Here is a 16,115-nt window from a genome sequence, read left to right as displayed (position 1 = left end):
AATATAGGATAAGTCCTACACACTAAAGGGAAATTGACTACGACAAAACTCTGTGTCGCGTAAGGAAGTGTTTAGATTATTTGTTTATCTGAATGTTTTAAGTTGCTGTTAGATTATTGAGAAAACAGCGTTTGTTTGCGTTCTGTCGTCGTTAAACGGATTACGTTTGGTCGGCGCGGCTGTCGAATACCGCTGAGCCGCTTTCATGGATCATCCTTCAACCGGGTGCCGCACTGACCCGGTTGAAGAAGGTTCTGTCAGTGACTGGAGCGCCCGGTCATTTCCAGCGCCATGTCACTGGCGTAGCTGTCGGTCATCCCGGCAATGAAGTCGATCATGCGCAGGAACGAGGTGTGCAACGGCCCGTGGGGATCCGGTGCATTGTTGCCCAGCAGGTCGAGGATACGGCGGCTCTTGAACGACGGCGTGCGACCGCCATGTTGCTCCAGCGCGGCGCCGCAGAACGCGTTGAGGAGAATTTCCAGCGTGGTATAGGCGCCGATTTCATGCAGCGTCTTGCGCTTGTCCTGGAAGATCTTCTTGCGGGCGATGTCCTTGGCGTTGAGCACGCAGCGTTTGGCCGGGCCGTGCATGTGTTCAACCAGGTCGCCGTGCAGGGTGCCGGCCAGCAGCGCATCCTGTTGCTCAACGAATGCCCGGGCGGCGGCGTTGGTCAGGTGCTCGATGGCCTTGCCGCGCAGGATCGCCAGTTTGCGTCGACGCGAATCCTGCGGGCCGAGCTGGCGATAGGTTTCCGGCAGATCGTCACCGACCAGACCGAGCAGCAGTGATTCAACCTCAGCGTACTCCAGCAGCTCCATTTCCAGGCCATCTTCTAGGTCGATCAGCGCATAGCAGATGTCGTCGGCCGCCTCCATCAGGTACACCAACGGGTGGCGCGCCCAGCGTTGGTCCTCGAGTTGCGGCAGGCCGAGCTTGTGGGCGATCTGCTCCAGCAGCGGCAATTCGCTCTGGTAGCAGCCGAACTTGTGTTTCTTGTAACCCAGCGAGTCGGCGTGACGTGCGGTCCACGGATATTTCAGATAGGTGCCGAGGGTGGCGTAGGTGAGGCGGGTGCCGCCGTCGAACTGGTGATACTCAAGCTGAGTCAGCACCCGGAAGCCTTGCGCGTTGCCTTCGAAATTGAGGAAGTCACCGCGCTCGGCTTCGCTCATGCCGTCGAGCCAGCCGCGCCCGGCTGCCTGCTGGAACCAGTGACGAATCGCGTCTTCACCGGAGTGGCCGAACGGCGGATTGCCGATGTCATGGGCCAGGCAGGCCGATTGCACGACCATGCCCAGATCGCTCGGGTCGCACCAGTCGGGCAGGGCGCTGCGCAAGGTTTCACCGACGCGCATGCCCAGCGAACGCCCGACGCAGCTGACTTCCAGCGAATGGGTCAGACGGGTATGGATGTGGTCGTTACTCGATACTGGATGCACCTGGGTCTTGCGGCCCAGACGGCGGAAGGCGCCGGAGAAGATGATGCGGTCGTGGTCTTTGTGGAACGGGCTGCGGCCCAGCTCTTGCGGGCTATGCAGCGGTTTTCCAAGGCGTTCGCGGTTGAGCAGGGTCTGCCAATCCAAGGCTGGTTCTCTCCGTCGGTGACTGGGATGACTGTTGCCCTAGCTTCCCGGTTCAGCCACGCCCCTGCAAGCGGAACTACAAACCCGCGGCATCGATATCGATCAGCAGCAGGCGTTCGCCGTTATCGAAGAACTGGCCGGCGGTCAGGCAATACTGGTTGCTCGTCGCGTCGCGATAGGTACTGGACAGGGTCAGGCGTCGTTCTTCCCAGCCTTCGGCGAGCAAATGATAGAAGTACGGACGCCATGACCAGTTGTGGCCCAGGTAGCGGTTGTCGGCGACCCAACGGTTATGCCGCCACTCAAGGTTGGGTGTGAGTTGGGTGCCATGGCGGTCGCACTGGTAGAACCGCAGCAACCACGGAAAAGCCTCCAGTTGCGGCAGCGCACTCAGCGGCGCGTGGGCCTGAGCCCAGGTCTGGAGGATCGCCATCAGTTCGCCGAGCTGCTGACGCATCTGCATCAAGCGCCCGCGTTCGGCCAGTTTCTGCCGCACGTAACGCTGGCGCAGTTCAGCGAAGCGCTGCACGAAGGCATCGGTTGGATAGAACGCCTCCTGCGCCCGGGCGAACAGGAAGCCCTGAACGAAGCGCGAGCCGCATTCCAGGGCGAAATTGAGCTGGGCTTCGGTTTCCACGCCTTCGGCAATGATCCAGCAACCGGTTTTCTCGGCCATCTGCGCCAGTGCCTTGACCACGTCACTGCTCGGCCCGCCCAATGCGGCAGCCTGGAACAGGCGCATGTCGAGTTTGAGAATGTCCGGCTGTAACGCCAGCACCCGATCGAGCTGCGAATAACCGGCGCCGAAGTCATCGATGGCGATCCGCGCGCCGGCCTCGCGGTAGCGCGCCACCACCTCGGCCAGACGCTGACTGTTGCCACCCAGTTCAGTGATCTCGAACACAATGCGTTGCGGATCGACGCCGTGTCGGAGCATTTGTTTGAGGCTGGGCAATGGCTGATCGGCGCGCAGGCGGCTGATCCAGCGCGGCGACATGTTCAGGCTGAGAAACCACTCGGCGGGGGCTTCATGCAGTCGACTCAGGGCGTTGTCGCGAATCTGGCGGTCGAGGCGGCGCAGGCCGATGGCAGGTGTGCGCGGGTCGGCGAACAACGGCCCGACCGAGGCCAGTTGGCCGTCGGGCTGGCGCAGGCGACCCAATGCTTCGACGCCTGCGATACGTCCGGTAGCGGTATCGATGAAAGGCTGAAAGCAGGCGAGCGGTTGCCCGTCGATCACGGGGCCTCCTTAGTCGTTGTTGTTCTGGATGAACCCGCCGACCGGGTAGGCGCGCGGGATTGAACCTCTTGGTGAAGAGGTTCAATCCCGCGGATATTGCAAGAATGCAGCCAGATGCGCCGGCTTAGCGTTTGCCCGAACTCTGCATCACCAGTTTGATCAGCGGGCCGAGGCTGGTGCCTAGCCGAATCAGTCGTGTCAGGCCGCCGACACCGCCGCTTTTTGCGCCCTTGCCGGTGATGAAACCCAGCAGGGTGACGGCGGCCACGCCCCACAGCGGCGCGTGTTTGATGCCGAAGCCGCCTTGCAGGTTTTGCGTCATGCCGCGCATGCGCTGCAAGGGTTGCAGCACTTGCCCGGCTTCGTGGCGGATTTCCTGACGATGCATTTCCATGCGCAGGCGGATCAGCGCCTTGCGCATTTCCCGGCGCGAGCTGTTGTGTGGCAGTTCAGGCAGGCTCATGGCAGCAGGCGCTCCCGATCATTGGCCAATTCTTCCAGCGTGCCGTGGAAGGGCGAGGATTCATCGAAGACTGCTGCCTTGAGGCGCAACCCGCAGAAAGCGGCCGCCAGGGTGTAGAACACGCACAGGCCGATGATCGCGGCCAGACGATAGGTATCCCAGAACACGATCAGCACCAGCGTCGACAGACCGACCAGCAACAGCAGGGCAAACACCAGCGCCAGGCCAGCGAACAACAACAGGCTGACGGTGCGTGCTTTCTGCTCCTGCAATTCGATGCCGAAGAGTTCGACATGGCTGTGCAGCAAGCCGAGAACAGCGGCGCCCAGACGCCGCGTGGAGGAAGTAGTGCCCGACCCCAGGCCGGATTCGCCGATCGACATGATCAGCGCCGCGTGGCCAGCAGGCCAATCAGAAAGCCTACCCCGGCAGCGATGCCCACCGATTGCCAAGGGTTGGCCGACACATAGTCTTCGGTGGCGGTGACGGCAGCCTGACCGCGATCACGCAGGGTGTCTTCGGTCAGCTTGAGGGTTTCCCGGGCGCGCAGCAGGCTGTCGTGGATCTGATCACGCAGCTCATCGGCCTGATCGCCCGCCAGGGACGCAGTGTGTTCGAGCAACCGCTCGGTGTCGGCGACCAGAGTCTGGAAGTCGTTCATCAGGATTTCTTGAGCAGTCTTTGCCTTGATGCTGGCCATGGGTGGATCTCCGTAAGTGACGTCTGAAGCGTTCGAGTATGAGCCTTGCGCGAAGGTTCAGTACAAATGACTGGTACAGCTTTTGCTATGTCGTGGTGCGTCCTGTTGCCCCCGTGCGCTGTTGGCGGGCGTGCATGCAGCAAAACCTTAACTCAAATAATCCTGGTTAGTGTCACGACATCAACCTTGTGCGCCAAAGCGGTTCATCGCAGCTTCACTGCGCGGACCGAGCGGTCGCAACTTGGTGCATGAATTGTCCGCACGAACCGGTTTGGTGCCTTTTTAGCCTTCAGGTCTGCCTCTTTATGGAAAATCTGCAAAGCGCTGTGGACACGCTGGTTCACAGCTCCAACACGTTGTTCATTCTGATCGGTGCGGTGATGGTGCTGGCGATGCACGCCGGTTTCGCCTTCCTTGAAGTCGGCACGGTTCGTCAGAAAAATCAGGTTAACGCGCTGTCGAAAATTCTCAGTGACTTTGCCGTTTCGACCCTGGCCTATTTCTTTATAGGCTATTGGATCTCCTACGGGGTGACCTTCATGCAACCGGCGGCGGTGCTGAGTGCCGATCACGGTTATGGTCTGGTGAAGTTTTTCTTTCTGCTGACCTTTGCTGCGGCGATCCCGGCGATCATTTCCGGCGGGATTGCCGAGCGTGCGCGATTCGTTCCGCAGCTGTGTGCGACGGCGCTGATCGTGGCATTCATCTACCCGTTTTTCGAGGGCATGATCTGGAACGGCAACTACGGTCTGCAAGCCTGGCTGACGGCGCGCTTTGGCGCGGCGTTCCATGATTTCGCCGGATCGGTGGTGGTGCATGCGATGGGCGGCTGGCTGGCGCTGGCGGCGGTATTGCTGCTCGGCCCGCGTATCGGTCGTTATCGCGACGGGCGTCTGGTGGCGTTCGCGCCGTCGAGCATTCCGTTTCTGGCGCTGGGTTCGTGGATTCTGATTGTCGGCTGGTTCGGCTTCAACGTGATGAGCGCGCAGACCTTGCAAGGCGTCAGCGGTCTGGTGGCGGTCAACTCGTTGATGGCCATGGTCGGTGGCACGGTGGCGGCGTTGATCGTCGGGCGCAATGACCCGGGCTTCCTGCACAACGGCCCGCTGGCCGGGCTGGTGGCGATCTGTGCCGGTTCCGACCTGATGCACCCGGTGGGTGCGCTGGTCACTGGCGCGATTGCCGGTGCGCTGTTCGTCTGGTGCTTTACCGCCGCGCAAGTCAAATGGCGCATCGACGATGTTCTGGGCGTGTGGCCGTTGCATGGTTTGTGCGGGGTGTGGGGCGGGATCGCGTGCGGCATCTTCGGCCAGACTGCGCTCGGCGGTCTGGGCGGTGTCAGCGTGATCAGTCAGTTGATCGGCACTACGCTCGGTGTGGTTGTCGCGCTGATCGGCGGATTCGCCGTCTACGGTTTGATCAAGGCCTTGCACGGCCTGCGCCTGAGTCAGGAGCAAGAGTATTACGGCGCCGACCTTTCGCTGCACAAGATCGGCGCGGTCAGTCAGGACTAGGCTTCCTTGTCTTCGGCACCTGGATAGAACCCATGCAACAGGCGATAGCGGTCGATGCGCACTTGATCGATCTTCTCCTGCACCTGATGCGCCGGCAGCCCGAGCATGATCAAGGCGTGGGAGGCGAGCATCAGGCTCGATTCCAATAGCTCCGGCACCACTTCGGTGGCGCCGGCGGCCTTGAGTTCGGCCCATTGGCTGTCGTCGCGGGTGCGCACCAGGATCGGTATCCGCGCATGAAGCCGGCGCGCTTCCTTGAGGATCCGCAGGCTGACATCGCTCTGATCCACGGCAATCACCAGCAGCCGCGCGCGCAACAATCCGACCGCGGTCAGCAGGTCGCCGCGCGACGAGTCGCCGTAATGCACCTCGCTTTCGCCGGACGCGGCTTCCTGCACGCGCACCGGATCGTTGTCCAGCGCGATATAAGGCTGCTTGGCATTGCGCATGAAGCGGCCGATGGATTGGCCGACACGGCCGTAGCCACAGATCACCACGTGCTGATCCAGCCCGGCGTTGAGGGCGCTGATTTCCTCGATTTGCGCCTCCTGATTCGGCTTGCGGTGCAGGCCCGCGGCAATGCGCGGCGCGGCGCGCAACAGCATTGGCGTCAGCAGCATCGAACAGAAGGTGGCCGCGAGCAGCAGGGCGCCCAACTCGGCAGGCAGCATCTGGTTCTGTTGCATCTGCGCCATCAACGCGAAGCAGAACTCCCCGCCCTGCGCCAGGGCCAGGCCGCTGCGCCAGGCAGTTTCGTGATCGCTGCCGCGCCACTTCACCAGTAGCGCGACGACAATGCCTTTGATCAGCATCAGGCCGAGGCTCAGGCCGAGAATCAACAGGCTGTGACTGACGAACAGTTGCAGGTCGATCAGCATGCCGATGCTGACGAAAAACACCCCGAGCAGGATGTCGCGAAACGGCCGGATATCGGCCTCGATCTGATGGCGATAGTGGCTCTCGCCGAGCAGCATCCCGGCCAGAAATGCGCCAAGGGCAGGGGACAGGCCCAGCAGGTGCGTCAGCCAGGCGGTCAATAGCACAATCACCAGCGCCAGCAGCACGAACAGTTCCGCCGAGCGCGAGGCGGCCACTTCATGGAACAGCCGTGGCAGCAACCAGCGGCTGGCCAGCAGCAGACCGAAAAACAGCACCACGGTCTTCACCAGCGTCAGCGGCAAGGCCCAGTACCAGGCTTGCGCGCTGCTCCCGGCGAACACCGGCACCAGGGTCAGCAGCAACACCGCGACCACGTCCTGAAACAGCAAGACCCCGACCGCGTTCTGCCCGTGACTGCTGAACACTTCGCCCAGGCTGCTCAACTCCTTGGTGACAATTGCCGTCGACGACAGCGACAGCCCGGCGCCAAGCAACAGCGCCGGGGCCAGCGGCATACCCAGCAGAATCAGCACCAGCCCGAGCACTCCGGTACTGAGCAATACCTGCTGACTGCCCAGGCGAAACACCACCTGACGCAGTGCGATCATTTTCGACAGGGAAAACTCCAGGCCCAGCGAGAACAGCAGGAATACCACGCCCATCTCGGCCACATCCGGCAGGTGTTCGCTCTCGTTGACCCAGTTGAAAGCGGTCGGCCCCACCATCAGGCCCACGCAGAGATAGCCCAGCACCGGCGGCAAGCGCAGTCGGCGGAACAGGGCAATCATCACCAGGGATGAGGCGAGGATGATCAACAGGTTGGCAAACACAAGACACTCCGATGTCAGGCTCAGGCTTCTCAAGCGTAGAGGCAAAAAGTCCGGGAGCATCGCCTGATTGGCTTTTTTGCGGGCTGATTTGCGTCAGGGTTTTGCGAGTTTCCGGCCATGCCTGGGTCTTTGGGCAGCTGTCGCTCGACGGGTTTTCGAGGCAGGCCTAGAATGAACGCTCACTTTTCCGGTTGAGCGATCATGCCTCCTGAATGTCAGTTGTTCGGCACCTTGGGATGCCATTTGTGTGAGGTGGCAGAGGCCGAGTTGATGCCTTTTGTCGAGCACGGTCTGCTGGTCGAACTGGTGGATATTGCCGACGATGAGTCCTGGTTCGAGGCTTACAGCCTGCGAATTCCGGTGCTGCGCCGAGTTGACACCGGCGCGGAGCTGAGCTGGCCTTTCAGTGCCGATCAGGTGGTGGCCTTCCTGCGCTGAGCTTGTTTCTTCGGTGATGCGGCATTGCTTTCCGCCGGTCGCGAGCGCGCATCCTTCCCTTGGCACTTTGCGGATTATTCGGTTACTGTATGTGCATACAGTAATTGGATGCGCCTGCTGCTTTTGATGACTTGAGCAGGTGAATCCGGCAGTCAGAGGGACGAACCGTGGTCAATGTCGAACAGTTGAAGAACAGCGTGAACCGGATGTCGGTTGACGTGGTGCGCGAGGCGGTCCTCGAGTTGCGCCTGGACGGGCTGGTCACGGAGGGCAAGACGCCTTTCAACAAACTGCATTTCAACACCTGTTTTGCCGAGATCGAAGCGCTGTTCCAGCGTGCCGGTTATCACAAGCAACTGGATGTGGTCGGTTATCAGGGCTTGTTGTACGCCTTGTATGACCCGGGACGCTGGGAGGCGGTCGATGTGCTGCGCTGGCTCAAGGAGTTCACCGAGGCTGCGGCGCTCAAATCGATTCCGGCCTGAGACGGGCCGGATTCCGCACTAGGTTCGTTGCGCTCAGTGTTGGATAATGCCGTCCTGCATTGAGGGTTCGATTTCCGTATGTCCACACCAACGTTTTCCGCTGCGCAGAATCAGGCCAGCACCCTTTACCTGCCGCCGGGGGCCTGGCTTACCGTACTGGATTGCCTGTGTGAGCATTTCAGTGCGATCAGTCGCGAGCAATGGCTGGACCGGATCGCCCGGGGCCGGGTGCTGGATGGGCAGGGACAGCCGATTGCGCTGGATCTGCCGTACAAGGAAGGGCTGCGTATTCATTACTTCCGTGAAGTGCCGGATGAAAAGCCGATCCCGGTGCATGAGTCGATCCTGTATGCGGACGAGCATCTGGTGGTGGCGGACAAGCCGCATTTCCTGCCGGTGACACCGGCCGGTGAATACGTTGAGCAAACATTGCTGCGTCGTCTGATCCGCCGCCTCGATAATCCGCATCTGGTGCCACTGCACCGCATTGACCGGCACACGGCAGGCTTGGTGATCTTTTCGGCTAACCCACAAACCCGCTCCGCTTATCAGTCGCTGTTCCCTACGCGGCAGATCGATAAACGTTATGAGGCGATCGCCCCTGCGCTGCCGGAGCTGGAATTTCCCCTTGTACACAGAAGCCGTCTGATCGATGGCGAACCGTTCTTCCGCATGCAGGAAGGGCCAGGCGTCGCCAATACTGAAACGGCTGTGGAAGTCCGGGAAAAGAACGGTGATCTGTGGCGCTACGGCCTGTATCCGGTGACTGGCAAGAAGCATCAGCTACGCGTACACATGACCGCGCTGGGGGCGAGTATCTGCAACGATCCGTTCTACCCGGATGTGTTGAAAGACGTTGAGGATGATTACGCCAATCCGCTCAAGCTGCTGGCGCAGGGGTTGCGCTTTATCGACCCGGTGACCGGCGAGGAGCGCGAATTCGAGAGCCAGATCACCTTGCAATGGTGACGCCACTCACTTTGCAGCGCCCATGAAAAAGCCCGCATCAATGCGGGCTTTTCTGTATCCGGTGTCGACGTAAAGATTACAGCTCTTTAACGGTACGAACCTGATCCTTGTTGATGCGGGTCTCTTTGCCGTCCAGTTGCTTGAACTCGTAGAAGCCCGAATCGTCATCGTATTTCGGGGTGTCGACGGCCTGGATTTCGCGACCGTCATTCAAGGTGATCACTGTTGGCGACGAGCAACCAGCGAGGGTAGCCAGGCCCAGTGCGAGCATGAAAGTGGCGAGGGTCCGTTGAGTCATGAGTGTGTCTCCGAATGGGAATACTTTTGGTTACTGAGCTTGAGACGTGTACAAGGCGTGAGAGTTCCTTGAATGCTGTCAGTCTGACACAGTGTTATGTGTATTTAACAGTTCGGGGGTGTTCAGGTTGGCCAGTCGCGGGTCATTGTCCGGGCATTGCAGGGCAGTCGCACCGAGGTTGCGCATGACCCTTCCGGGGCTCCGTTCACCGGCGCTCCAGGCGTTTTCGAACATGGGCAGAAGCGCGACAGGGATCACGCAAAGCAGGGGTTCCCAGTGGTCGTCGTGACGCAACATTAAAGGTTTTTCAGGAAACTGGCTGGCGGTTTCACGCATGTCCCGCAATAGCGCTGCGTCAATTCGCGGAACGTCGCAGGGCAAGACCAGCAAGTGTGACAGACGGGCGGCCCTGAGGCCGGCAAGAATCCCCGCCAACGGACCGGGGAAATCGCTCTGTTCATCGCTCACCAGTTGATCGGCGTACGCTGCATAACGCTCGCGATTGCGATTGCAGGAGATGATCAGGTCGTCGGTCAGCGGCCGCACCTTGCTGTGCAAGTGCGCAATCAGCGGCTCGCCCTGCCATTCGATCAGCCCCTTGTCCTGGCCGCCCATGCGCTGGCCGCGTCCGCCCGCCAGGAGCAGAATGGAACAAGGGAGCAGTGTACTTTTGGTCATGGCAGTTCTCCGGCAGGGCGGCGAAAAATTCAGGCGCTGTGATATAACACCGAGCTGTTTCTCCTACAACTGGACGAGCCTGATGAAAGCCAAGGCCGATGTACCTTTTGCGCCGCTGAACATTGCGGTGCTGACTGTCAGCGATACCCGAACCCTGGAAACCGACACCTCAGGCCAGGTCTTCGTCGACCGCCTGACGGCTGCCGGTCACCGTCTGGCCGAGCGGGTCTTGCTCAAAGATGATCTCTACAAGATTCGCGCGCAAGTTGCCCACTGGATTGCCGAGGACGTGGTGCAGGTTGTGCTGATTACCGGTGGCACAGGCTTCACCGGACGTGACAGCACGCCGGAGGCAGTCGCTTGCCTGCTCGACAAACAGGTCGACGGTTTTGGTGAGCTGTTCAGGCAGATTTCGGTGGCCGATATCGGCACCTCGACTGTGCAGTCGCGGGCACTGGCCGGTCTGGCCAATGGCACGCTGGTGTGCTGCCTGCCAGGTTCGACCAATGCGGTGCGCACCGGTTGGGACGGGATTCTGGCCGAACAGCTGGATTCACGGCATCGCCCGTGCAACTTCGTTCCTCACTTGAAACAGGCGGCGCCTTGTGAATCCCGTGGGTAAGCCGGGCAAGACCGGCAGCCTGATGCCTGTCGAGGAAGCGCTGGCCCGTCTGTTGCAAATGGCCGAGGCCACGCCGATTGTCGAGCGCGAGTTTCTGCCATTGGCCGAGGTGCAAGGGCGGGTGCTCGCCGAAGACCTGGTTTCGACCCTGGATCTGCCGCCCTGGCCAAACAGCGCCATGGATGGTTATGCCCTGAATCTGGCCGACTGGACCGGCGAACCGCTGCCGGTCAGCCAGAAAGTCTTTGCCGGGCAGGCGCCTGTACCCTTGAAGCCCGGCACTTGCGCGCGAATCTTCACCGGCGCGCCAGTGCCCGCCGGAGCCGATTGCGTGGAAATGCAGGAGAACGCCGAGGTTCAAGCCGACGGCAGTGTGCGTTTCATTGAAACCATGAGCGTTGGCCAGAACATTCGTCCGCAGGGCCAGGAAACCATCGTGGGTGAGTTGATTCTGGCTGCAGGTACCCGGCTGGGACCGATCGAACAAGGTCTGGCGGCGTCGCTGGGATGTGCCGGGCTGAATGTGGTGCGCAAGGTCCGAGTGGCGGTGCTGTCCACCGGCGATGAGCTGGTCGAGCCGGGCCAGCCGTTGGGAGCGGGGCAGATTTACAACAGCAACCGGGTGGTGTTGTGCAGTTGGTTGCAGCGCCTGGGTTGTGAAGTGATTGATGCCGGTATTCTCCCGGACGATCTGGCGACCACACGGGCACGTCTGGGCGACTTGCAGAGTGTCGACCTGATTCTCTCGACCGGAGGCGTATCGGTCGGTGAAGCGGATTTTCTTGGCATCGCGTTGCGGGAAGAGGGCGAGCTGGCGCTGTGGAAACTGGCCATCAAACCGGGCAAGCCGCTGACATTCGGTCATTTTCGCAAGGTGCCGGTCATCGGTTTGCCGGGTAACCCCGCTTCGACACTGGTGACCTTTGCTCTGCTCACGCGGCCTTACTTGTTGCGGCGTCAGGGTGTACAGGATGTCGAACCTCTGAAGTTTACGGTTCCGGCAGATTTTGTCTGGCCCGTTGCCGGCAATCGTCGCGAATATCTGCGCGGTCGTCTTGAGCAGGGGCGGGCAATTATCTACCGCAATCAAAGCTCCGGCGTGCTGCGCAGCGCGGCCTGGGCGGATGGCCTGGTGGAAGTGCTGGAGGGCCGTACGCTGGTAAAGGGTGATGAGGTTGGATTCATTCCACTGAGTGACCTGCTCGGCTGACGCGCGGCTGGTAACTGCAGGCTCGACCGATACTGCGTCGATGCCTGCATTTCTCTGTCAATGGCTCATCAGCGTGACCAGCTGGTCGAACCGGCTATTGGCAACCCACCCCAGCAATCCCAACACCACTGCCGTTGCACCTGCCGAATAGGCGAGACGGTGCTTGATGGTCTTTACATCACCACGCACTTCGTCCATATCGCGACGAATGTATTTGAGGTGGGTTTCCAGCTCGGTCACACGCGGTTCCATATCAACTTCTCCAGCGGTTCTGGCGCTTTTCTTGAAATCGGATTTGTGACTGGCGCGACTTTCATTGAGCGGGGGGACCGAACTGGTGTGAACTCTGGCTTCATGGCTGAGCATCGGAATGTCCATTGGCGGTTGTAAATGTAAGCGCGTCGGCCTTCCCGTCCTTCCAGCTGTTACTAGCTCCGAGGGTGTATCCACTCATTACCTGCACATCCTTGTGTTGTTAAATCGAAAATTGATACCGCCTGCACACGGTGAATCAATGAGCGGGCCCGGTCAATTGAGCCGATTCCTCACATGTTGTAAGAAAAAATACCGCCGTGTAGGACGCGAGAGACCAGTCGCCTGAATTAAATGGAATTATTGCGGCTTTTTTGCGTGCGCCAGTGGTCAAGATGTTTCATACCGATTCAATCGTGGGGAGTAACCGTTATGAGTGAACGCAGGGCGCTGTTGATTCTGCATGGCAAGCAGGCACTCAACGAGGCGGTTCGCGCCGCCGTCGAAGCGAAACGCAAACAAGGCTGGGAGTTGGCGGTACGTCTGACCTGGGAGGCCGGTGACGCTCAGCGCCTGGTGGAAGAGGCACTGGCGGGTGGCTATCGGCAGATCATCGCCGGGGGCGGTGATGGCACCTTGCGCGATATTGCTGAAGCCCTTGCCGCGCATGCGCACAAGGCCAGTCTGGTGCTGTTGCCGCTGGGCACGGCCAACGACTTTTCCCGTGCGGCGGGGATCCCGCTGGAGCCGGCCGAGGCGCTTGAGCTTCTGGATGTACCGCCGCGTGACATTGATCTGGGCGCTGTCGGCGGACAGATTTTCCTCAACATGGCGACCGGCGGTTTCGGTAGCCAGGTCACGGCCAATACGTCGGAGGAACTGAAAAAAGTGCTCGGTGGGGCCGCCTATCTGTTCACCGGTCTGTCGCGCTTCAGTGAGTTGCACGCGGCCTACGGCGAACTGCAGGGGCCGGACTTTCACTGGAGTGGCGAGCTGCTGGCGCTGGGGATCGGCAACGGCCGCCAGGCGGGTGGCGGACATGAGTTGTGTCCGCAGGCACTGGCCGATGATGGCCTGCTGGATATCAGCATTCTGCCGGCTCCGCAGGAGTTGGTGGGGACACTGAAGACCCTGCTAAGCGACGGTTTCGGCCTCGACAATATGTTTGTCCGGGCCCGCCTGCCCTGGGTCGAAATCAAGGTCGCCGAAGGCCTGAGCATCAATCTTGACGGCGAGCCGCTGGAGGGCGACAGCCTGCGCTTCGAGGCGCGTCCGGGAGCCTTGCGGGTGCACTTGCCCGAGCATTCGCCGCTGTTGGGCGGTAACCGCTCGATCAATCGTCCAGGCTGATGATCTGCTCGCGCACCGCGAACAGCACCAGGCCCGCCACATCGTAGATCTGCAGGCGCTTCATGATCTGCGAGCGGTGGGTTTCGACGGTCTTGATGCTCAGGCCCAGGCCGTTGGCGATCTCGCGGGTGGATTTGCCGCGTACGATCAACCGCAGGATTTCCAGCTGACGGGCCGTCAGGTTGTGAGAGTCGGCCACTTCCGGCTGGTTTTTCTGCGTGCGGGTCAGCGCCTGATTGATCACGGTGTGGGCGATCGCCGGGCTCAGGTAGCGCTCGTTGTTGCGCAGGGCTTCGAGGGCATGTTCCAGCTCGGTGGCCGTGGTGTCCTTGAGCAGATAACCATGTGCGCCGGACTCCAGCGCCTGCATGATCAACGCCGGATCGGTGTGCATCGACAGAATCAGCACCTTGCTTTGCGGGCGCACCCGCTTGAGCCGTTGCAGGGCTTCCAGGCCACCGGTTTCCTTCATCGAGATATCCAGCAGCACGATGTCGGGCGCCAGTTGCTCGACCATTTCGAGCAACTGCGAGCCATCGCTGGCTTCGCCAACGACCGCGTAACCGGGAATGTCGAGCACCAGAGCGCGCACGCCGGCCCTGATCAGCGAGTGGTCATCCACCAGAAGTAAGTTACAAGTCAACGCATAACCTTATTCGTACTGGCCCGTTCGAGTGCACGGGGCGCCCAGGGGAACAGTGCTTCGATTTGAGTGCCTTTGCCCGGCTCGCTGATGACGTTCAGCGTGCCGCCCAACTGTTCGATCCTTTCGGCCATCCCGGCCATCCCGCGTTGTCCTTCGCGACCCGGATCCGCGGCAGGCGCAAAGCCTTGGCCATCGTCGCTGATCAGCAGCGTCAGACCTTTTGGCAGGCGTTGCACGCGGATCAGCAGGTTGCTGGCCTGTGCGTGGCGCAGAATGTTGGTGACCGCTTCCTGAGCAATGCGAAAGGCGGCGACCGCCATTTCTTCCGGAATACCGTTGAGCCGCTGCTGGCAATCGAGGCTCCAGTGCACCGACGTGTTCGCCAGGGTCTTGAGCAGGTGCGCTCGCAGGCTGGCCTCCAGCCCGAGACTGGTCAGTTGGCGCGGATTGAGAATGGCGGAAACGTCGCGCACCTTGTTGAGGGTTTCTTCAAGGGTGTCGCAGAGTGTCGAGCATTGCGCTTGCAAGTCGGGTGGCAGGCGTTTTTTCAGCCATTCGCTTTGCAGCTTGGCCGCTGTCAGTAACTGCCCGATGTCGTCGTGCAGTTCCCGGCTGAGACGGTGGCGTTCGTTTTCCTGGACTTCCAGCAAACGGTCGGCGAGTTCCTGAGGCTGGAACTTGATCGATTTGCGCGACAGTCGATATTGCACCCAGACGCAAGCGGTGGCGGCGATATTCAGCAGCAACAGCCCCAGTGAAAGTGGTGCCGAAAAACCATAGGTCAGCAGGCAGCCGACGGTGGCGGTGACACACAATACGAGTGTGAACCGGCGTGCATTTTCCCGGGACGGTGGCCATGTGGTGATTGACTTGAGGCTGGCGTACATAACGGATGGAGCCAATGGATGTTCGCTGCGGGTAGACCGGCCGGTGGCGGGCCGATCTCTGTCTGAAAATGCTGTCAATTATGTTGTTGGTTTTAACCAGGTTCAGTGAACGATGTTTGACCGCCAACTTCGGTGGGTGACTGTCAGTGAATCACTGTGCCATTAATTGAAAGCAACTAATGGCCGGCATAATACCACTTAAGATACCGTTGGTCGCGTTTGCCATATATGTCCAATGAGTCAGGAAAGACGCCATGTTGGACGTGGGTTCCATAATGGAAAAAAGGCGCTTTATTGTGTTCGACAGATATCGATGTTACTCGAAGTTGATCATTACTCGGACACAGGTAAACCCTGAGGCCGCGGGAAAATTTCCGCTGGTGTCAGGTGTGATTATTTAATTCGAATTGTCGCTGGCAGGTATGAACTATTCATTTGCGACATTCTGCGCGTCGGATCAATGACCTTGACGTGTTCAGGGCCAGCCCTGAATCAGGCCTGACGTTCCGAATAAGACATGAGTGGTAGCGTTCGAGTCGCCAGTGGCGGCCGAAATTCGCTCTGACCGACCTGGAATGCGAAGGCTTCGATCAGGGAGGTCTGCTCGCTGGTGTCCAGGCTCAACTGGCCGGTGTTGTGATCGACCAGTTCGATCTGCCAGGCCATCAGGGTGAAGCAGTCTTTGAGCGCATCCAGGGCCTGTGCATGCAGATCGACAGGATCCGGCGCGTGATCGAGCAGGCTGTGAATATGCAGGGAGAATTCGGAGATCGCCTCCAGTGCCAGTGCTTCAGCCCGGCTCGCAAGTTTGAGCAGAGTGCTGCGCATGCAGTCGATGGCGTCCTTGTCGTTGCTGATCAGTTGCAGATGGCTCAGGCATTCTTCGGACTTGGCCAGGAGCGTTTCAGCTTCGACGAGAAATTCGGGAAAGCGTTGTGCCCAGTCTTTACGGTCGATTGGCATGCTTATCTCCACAGCGTCATGTCTGATGAGGGAATGCCGTGTGTGTCGACGATCATGCACCGTCGGGAGATCGCGCCCCGCCGTGCAAGTGCACTGGCTGAGGTT

Annotated in this window: 19 protein-coding genes; 7 read left to right on the top strand and 12 right to left on the bottom strand. The window is 60.2% G+C overall.

The annotated features are described in order from the left end of the window. Positions 1 to 257: 257 nt before the first annotated feature. The 5 genes from ABV589_RS06055 to ABV589_RS06035 form a co-directional block, all read right to left on the bottom strand. A complete protein-coding gene (locus tag ABV589_RS06055) occupies positions 258 to 1,586 on the bottom strand; it encodes a deoxyguanosinetriphosphate triphosphohydrolase (protein ID WP_003226741.1) in 1,329 nt (442 codons plus the stop codon). A gap of 76 nt (positions 1,587 to 1,662) precedes the next feature. After that, complete coding sequence (locus tag ABV589_RS06050) at positions 1,663 to 2,826, bottom strand: EAL domain-containing protein (RefSeq protein WP_007969090.1); 1,164 nt, start codon at positions 2,824 to 2,826, stop codon at positions 1,663 to 1,665. 124 nt (positions 2,827 to 2,950) lie between these two features. Continuing rightward, positions 2,951 to 3,289 (bottom strand): hypothetical protein, encoded by a 339-nt coding sequence (locus ABV589_RS06045; protein ID WP_027613426.1) that lies wholly within the window; start codon positions 3,287 to 3,289, stop codon positions 2,951 to 2,953. Further along, a complete protein-coding gene (locus ABV589_RS06040) occupies positions 3,286 to 3,672 on the bottom strand; it encodes a phage holin family protein (protein ID WP_007969088.1) in 387 nt (128 codons plus the stop codon). The genes ABV589_RS06045 and ABV589_RS06040 overlap by 4 nt, the downstream gene beginning before the upstream one ends. 2 nt (positions 3,673 to 3,674) lie before the next feature. Further along, a complete protein-coding gene (locus tag ABV589_RS06035) occupies positions 3,675 to 3,989 on the bottom strand; it encodes a YqjD family protein (protein ID WP_003226733.1) in 315 nt (104 codons plus the stop codon). A gap of 305 nt (positions 3,990 to 4,294) precedes the next feature. Here ABV589_RS06035 and ABV589_RS06030 point away from each other — a divergent pair, with 305 nt between their 5' ends. After that, entirely contained in the window at positions 4,295 to 5,503 is a 1,209-nt protein-coding gene (locus ABV589_RS06030; RefSeq protein WP_367085261.1) for an ammonium transporter, read from the top strand. On the opposite strand, the gene ABV589_RS06025 is transcribed toward ABV589_RS06030, so the two are convergent. Beyond that, complete coding sequence (locus ABV589_RS06025; RefSeq protein WP_367085260.1) at positions 5,500 to 7,212, bottom strand: monovalent cation:proton antiporter-2 (CPA2) family protein; 1,713 nt, start codon at positions 7,210 to 7,212, stop codon at positions 5,500 to 5,502. The genes ABV589_RS06030 and ABV589_RS06025 overlap by 4 nt on opposite strands. 201 nt (positions 7,213 to 7,413) lie before the next feature. Between ABV589_RS06025 and ABV589_RS06020 the strand changes: the two genes are divergently transcribed. The 3 genes from ABV589_RS06020 (at position 7,414) to ABV589_RS06010 (ending at position 9,104) form a co-directional block, all read left to right on the top strand. Next, complete coding sequence (locus ABV589_RS06020) at positions 7,414 to 7,650, top strand: glutaredoxin family protein (protein WP_007969085.1); 237 nt, start codon at positions 7,414 to 7,416, stop codon at positions 7,648 to 7,650. Positions 7,651 to 7,817: 167 nt separating this feature from the next. After that, on the top strand, positions 7,818 to 8,135 hold the full coding sequence (locus tag ABV589_RS06015; protein ID WP_003226726.1) for a transcriptional regulator: 318 nt from the start codon (positions 7,818 to 7,820) through the stop codon (positions 8,133 to 8,135). Positions 8,136 to 8,213: 78 nt separating this feature from the next. After that, positions 8,214 to 9,104: a pseudouridine synthase gene (locus ABV589_RS06010; protein WP_367085259.1), complete on the top strand. Its 891-nt coding sequence runs from the start codon at positions 8,214 to 8,216 to the stop codon at positions 9,102 to 9,104. Positions 9,105 to 9,180: 76 nt separating this feature from the next. On the opposite strand, the gene ABV589_RS06005 is transcribed toward ABV589_RS06010, so the two are convergent. Further along, positions 9,181 to 9,402 carry a YgdI/YgdR family lipoprotein gene (locus ABV589_RS06005; RefSeq protein WP_007908660.1) on the bottom strand — a complete coding sequence of 74 codons (222 nt, stop codon included), beginning with the start codon at positions 9,400 to 9,402 and terminating at the stop codon, positions 9,181 to 9,183. 78 nt (positions 9,403 to 9,480) lie between these two features. Then, positions 9,481 to 10,080 carry a molybdenum cofactor guanylyltransferase MobA gene (mobA, locus tag ABV589_RS06000; RefSeq protein WP_367085258.1) on the bottom strand — a complete coding sequence of 200 codons (600 nt, stop codon included), beginning with the start codon at positions 10,078 to 10,080 and terminating at the stop codon, positions 9,481 to 9,483. An 82-nt stretch (positions 10,081 to 10,162) separates the two neighbouring features. On the opposite strand from mobA, the gene moaB reads away from it, so the two are divergent. Together moaB and glp are read left to right on the top strand one after the other, a co-directional pair. Further along, positions 10,163 to 10,702, top strand: coding sequence for a molybdenum cofactor biosynthesis protein B (gene moaB, locus ABV589_RS05995; RefSeq protein ID WP_003226719.1), 540 nt, complete (start codon positions 10,163 to 10,165; stop codon positions 10,700 to 10,702). Then, positions 10,686 to 11,912, top strand: coding sequence for a gephyrin-like molybdotransferase Glp (gene glp / locus ABV589_RS05990; RefSeq protein WP_367085257.1), 1,227 nt, complete (start codon positions 10,686 to 10,688; stop codon positions 11,910 to 11,912). Before moaB ends, glp begins: the two co-directional genes overlap by 17 nt. A 57-nt stretch (positions 11,913 to 11,969) precedes the next feature. On the opposite strand, the gene ABV589_RS05985 is transcribed toward glp, so the two are convergent. Continuing rightward, the gene (locus ABV589_RS05985; protein WP_177325744.1) at positions 11,970 to 12,278 is read right to left on the bottom strand and encodes a hypothetical protein; all 309 of its coding nucleotides are present in this window, start codon (positions 12,276 to 12,278) and stop codon (positions 11,970 to 11,972) included. Positions 12,279 to 12,596: 318 nt separating this feature from the next. On the opposite strand from ABV589_RS05985, the gene yegS reads away from it, so the two are divergent. Continuing rightward, positions 12,597 to 13,514, top strand: a complete 918-nt coding sequence (gene yegS / locus ABV589_RS05980; RefSeq protein WP_367085256.1) for a lipid kinase YegS — start codon at positions 12,597 to 12,599, stop codon at positions 13,512 to 13,514. Here the strand turns inward: yegS and ABV589_RS05975 are convergent. From ABV589_RS05975 to ABV589_RS05965, 3 genes are all read right to left on the bottom strand, one after another. Then, positions 13,498 to 14,157 carry a response regulator transcription factor gene (locus ABV589_RS05975; protein ID WP_007969079.1) on the bottom strand — a complete coding sequence of 220 codons (660 nt, stop codon included), beginning with the start codon at positions 14,155 to 14,157 and terminating at the stop codon, positions 13,498 to 13,500. The genes yegS and ABV589_RS05975 overlap by 17 nt on opposite strands. After that, the gene (locus ABV589_RS05970; RefSeq protein ID WP_367086174.1) at positions 14,154 to 15,047 is read right to left on the bottom strand and encodes a sensor histidine kinase; all 894 of its coding nucleotides are present in this window, start codon (positions 15,045 to 15,047) and stop codon (positions 14,154 to 14,156) included. Before ABV589_RS05970 ends, ABV589_RS05975 begins: the two co-directional genes overlap by 4 nt. 492 nt (positions 15,048 to 15,539) lie before the next feature. After that, positions 15,540 to 16,010: a hypothetical protein gene (locus ABV589_RS05965; protein ID WP_367085255.1), complete on the bottom strand. Its 471-nt coding sequence runs from the start codon at positions 16,008 to 16,010 to the stop codon at positions 15,540 to 15,542. Between the last annotated feature and the right edge of the window lie 105 nt (positions 16,011 to 16,115).

Source organism: Pseudomonas sp. HOU2 (assembly GCF_040729435.1).
In the GTDB taxonomy this organism is placed as follows: Bacteria; Pseudomonadota; Gammaproteobacteria; order Pseudomonadales; family Pseudomonadaceae; genus Aquipseudomonas.
Note: the sequence above shows the minus strand (reverse complement) of the source record. Positions and strands in the feature narration are given on the sequence as shown.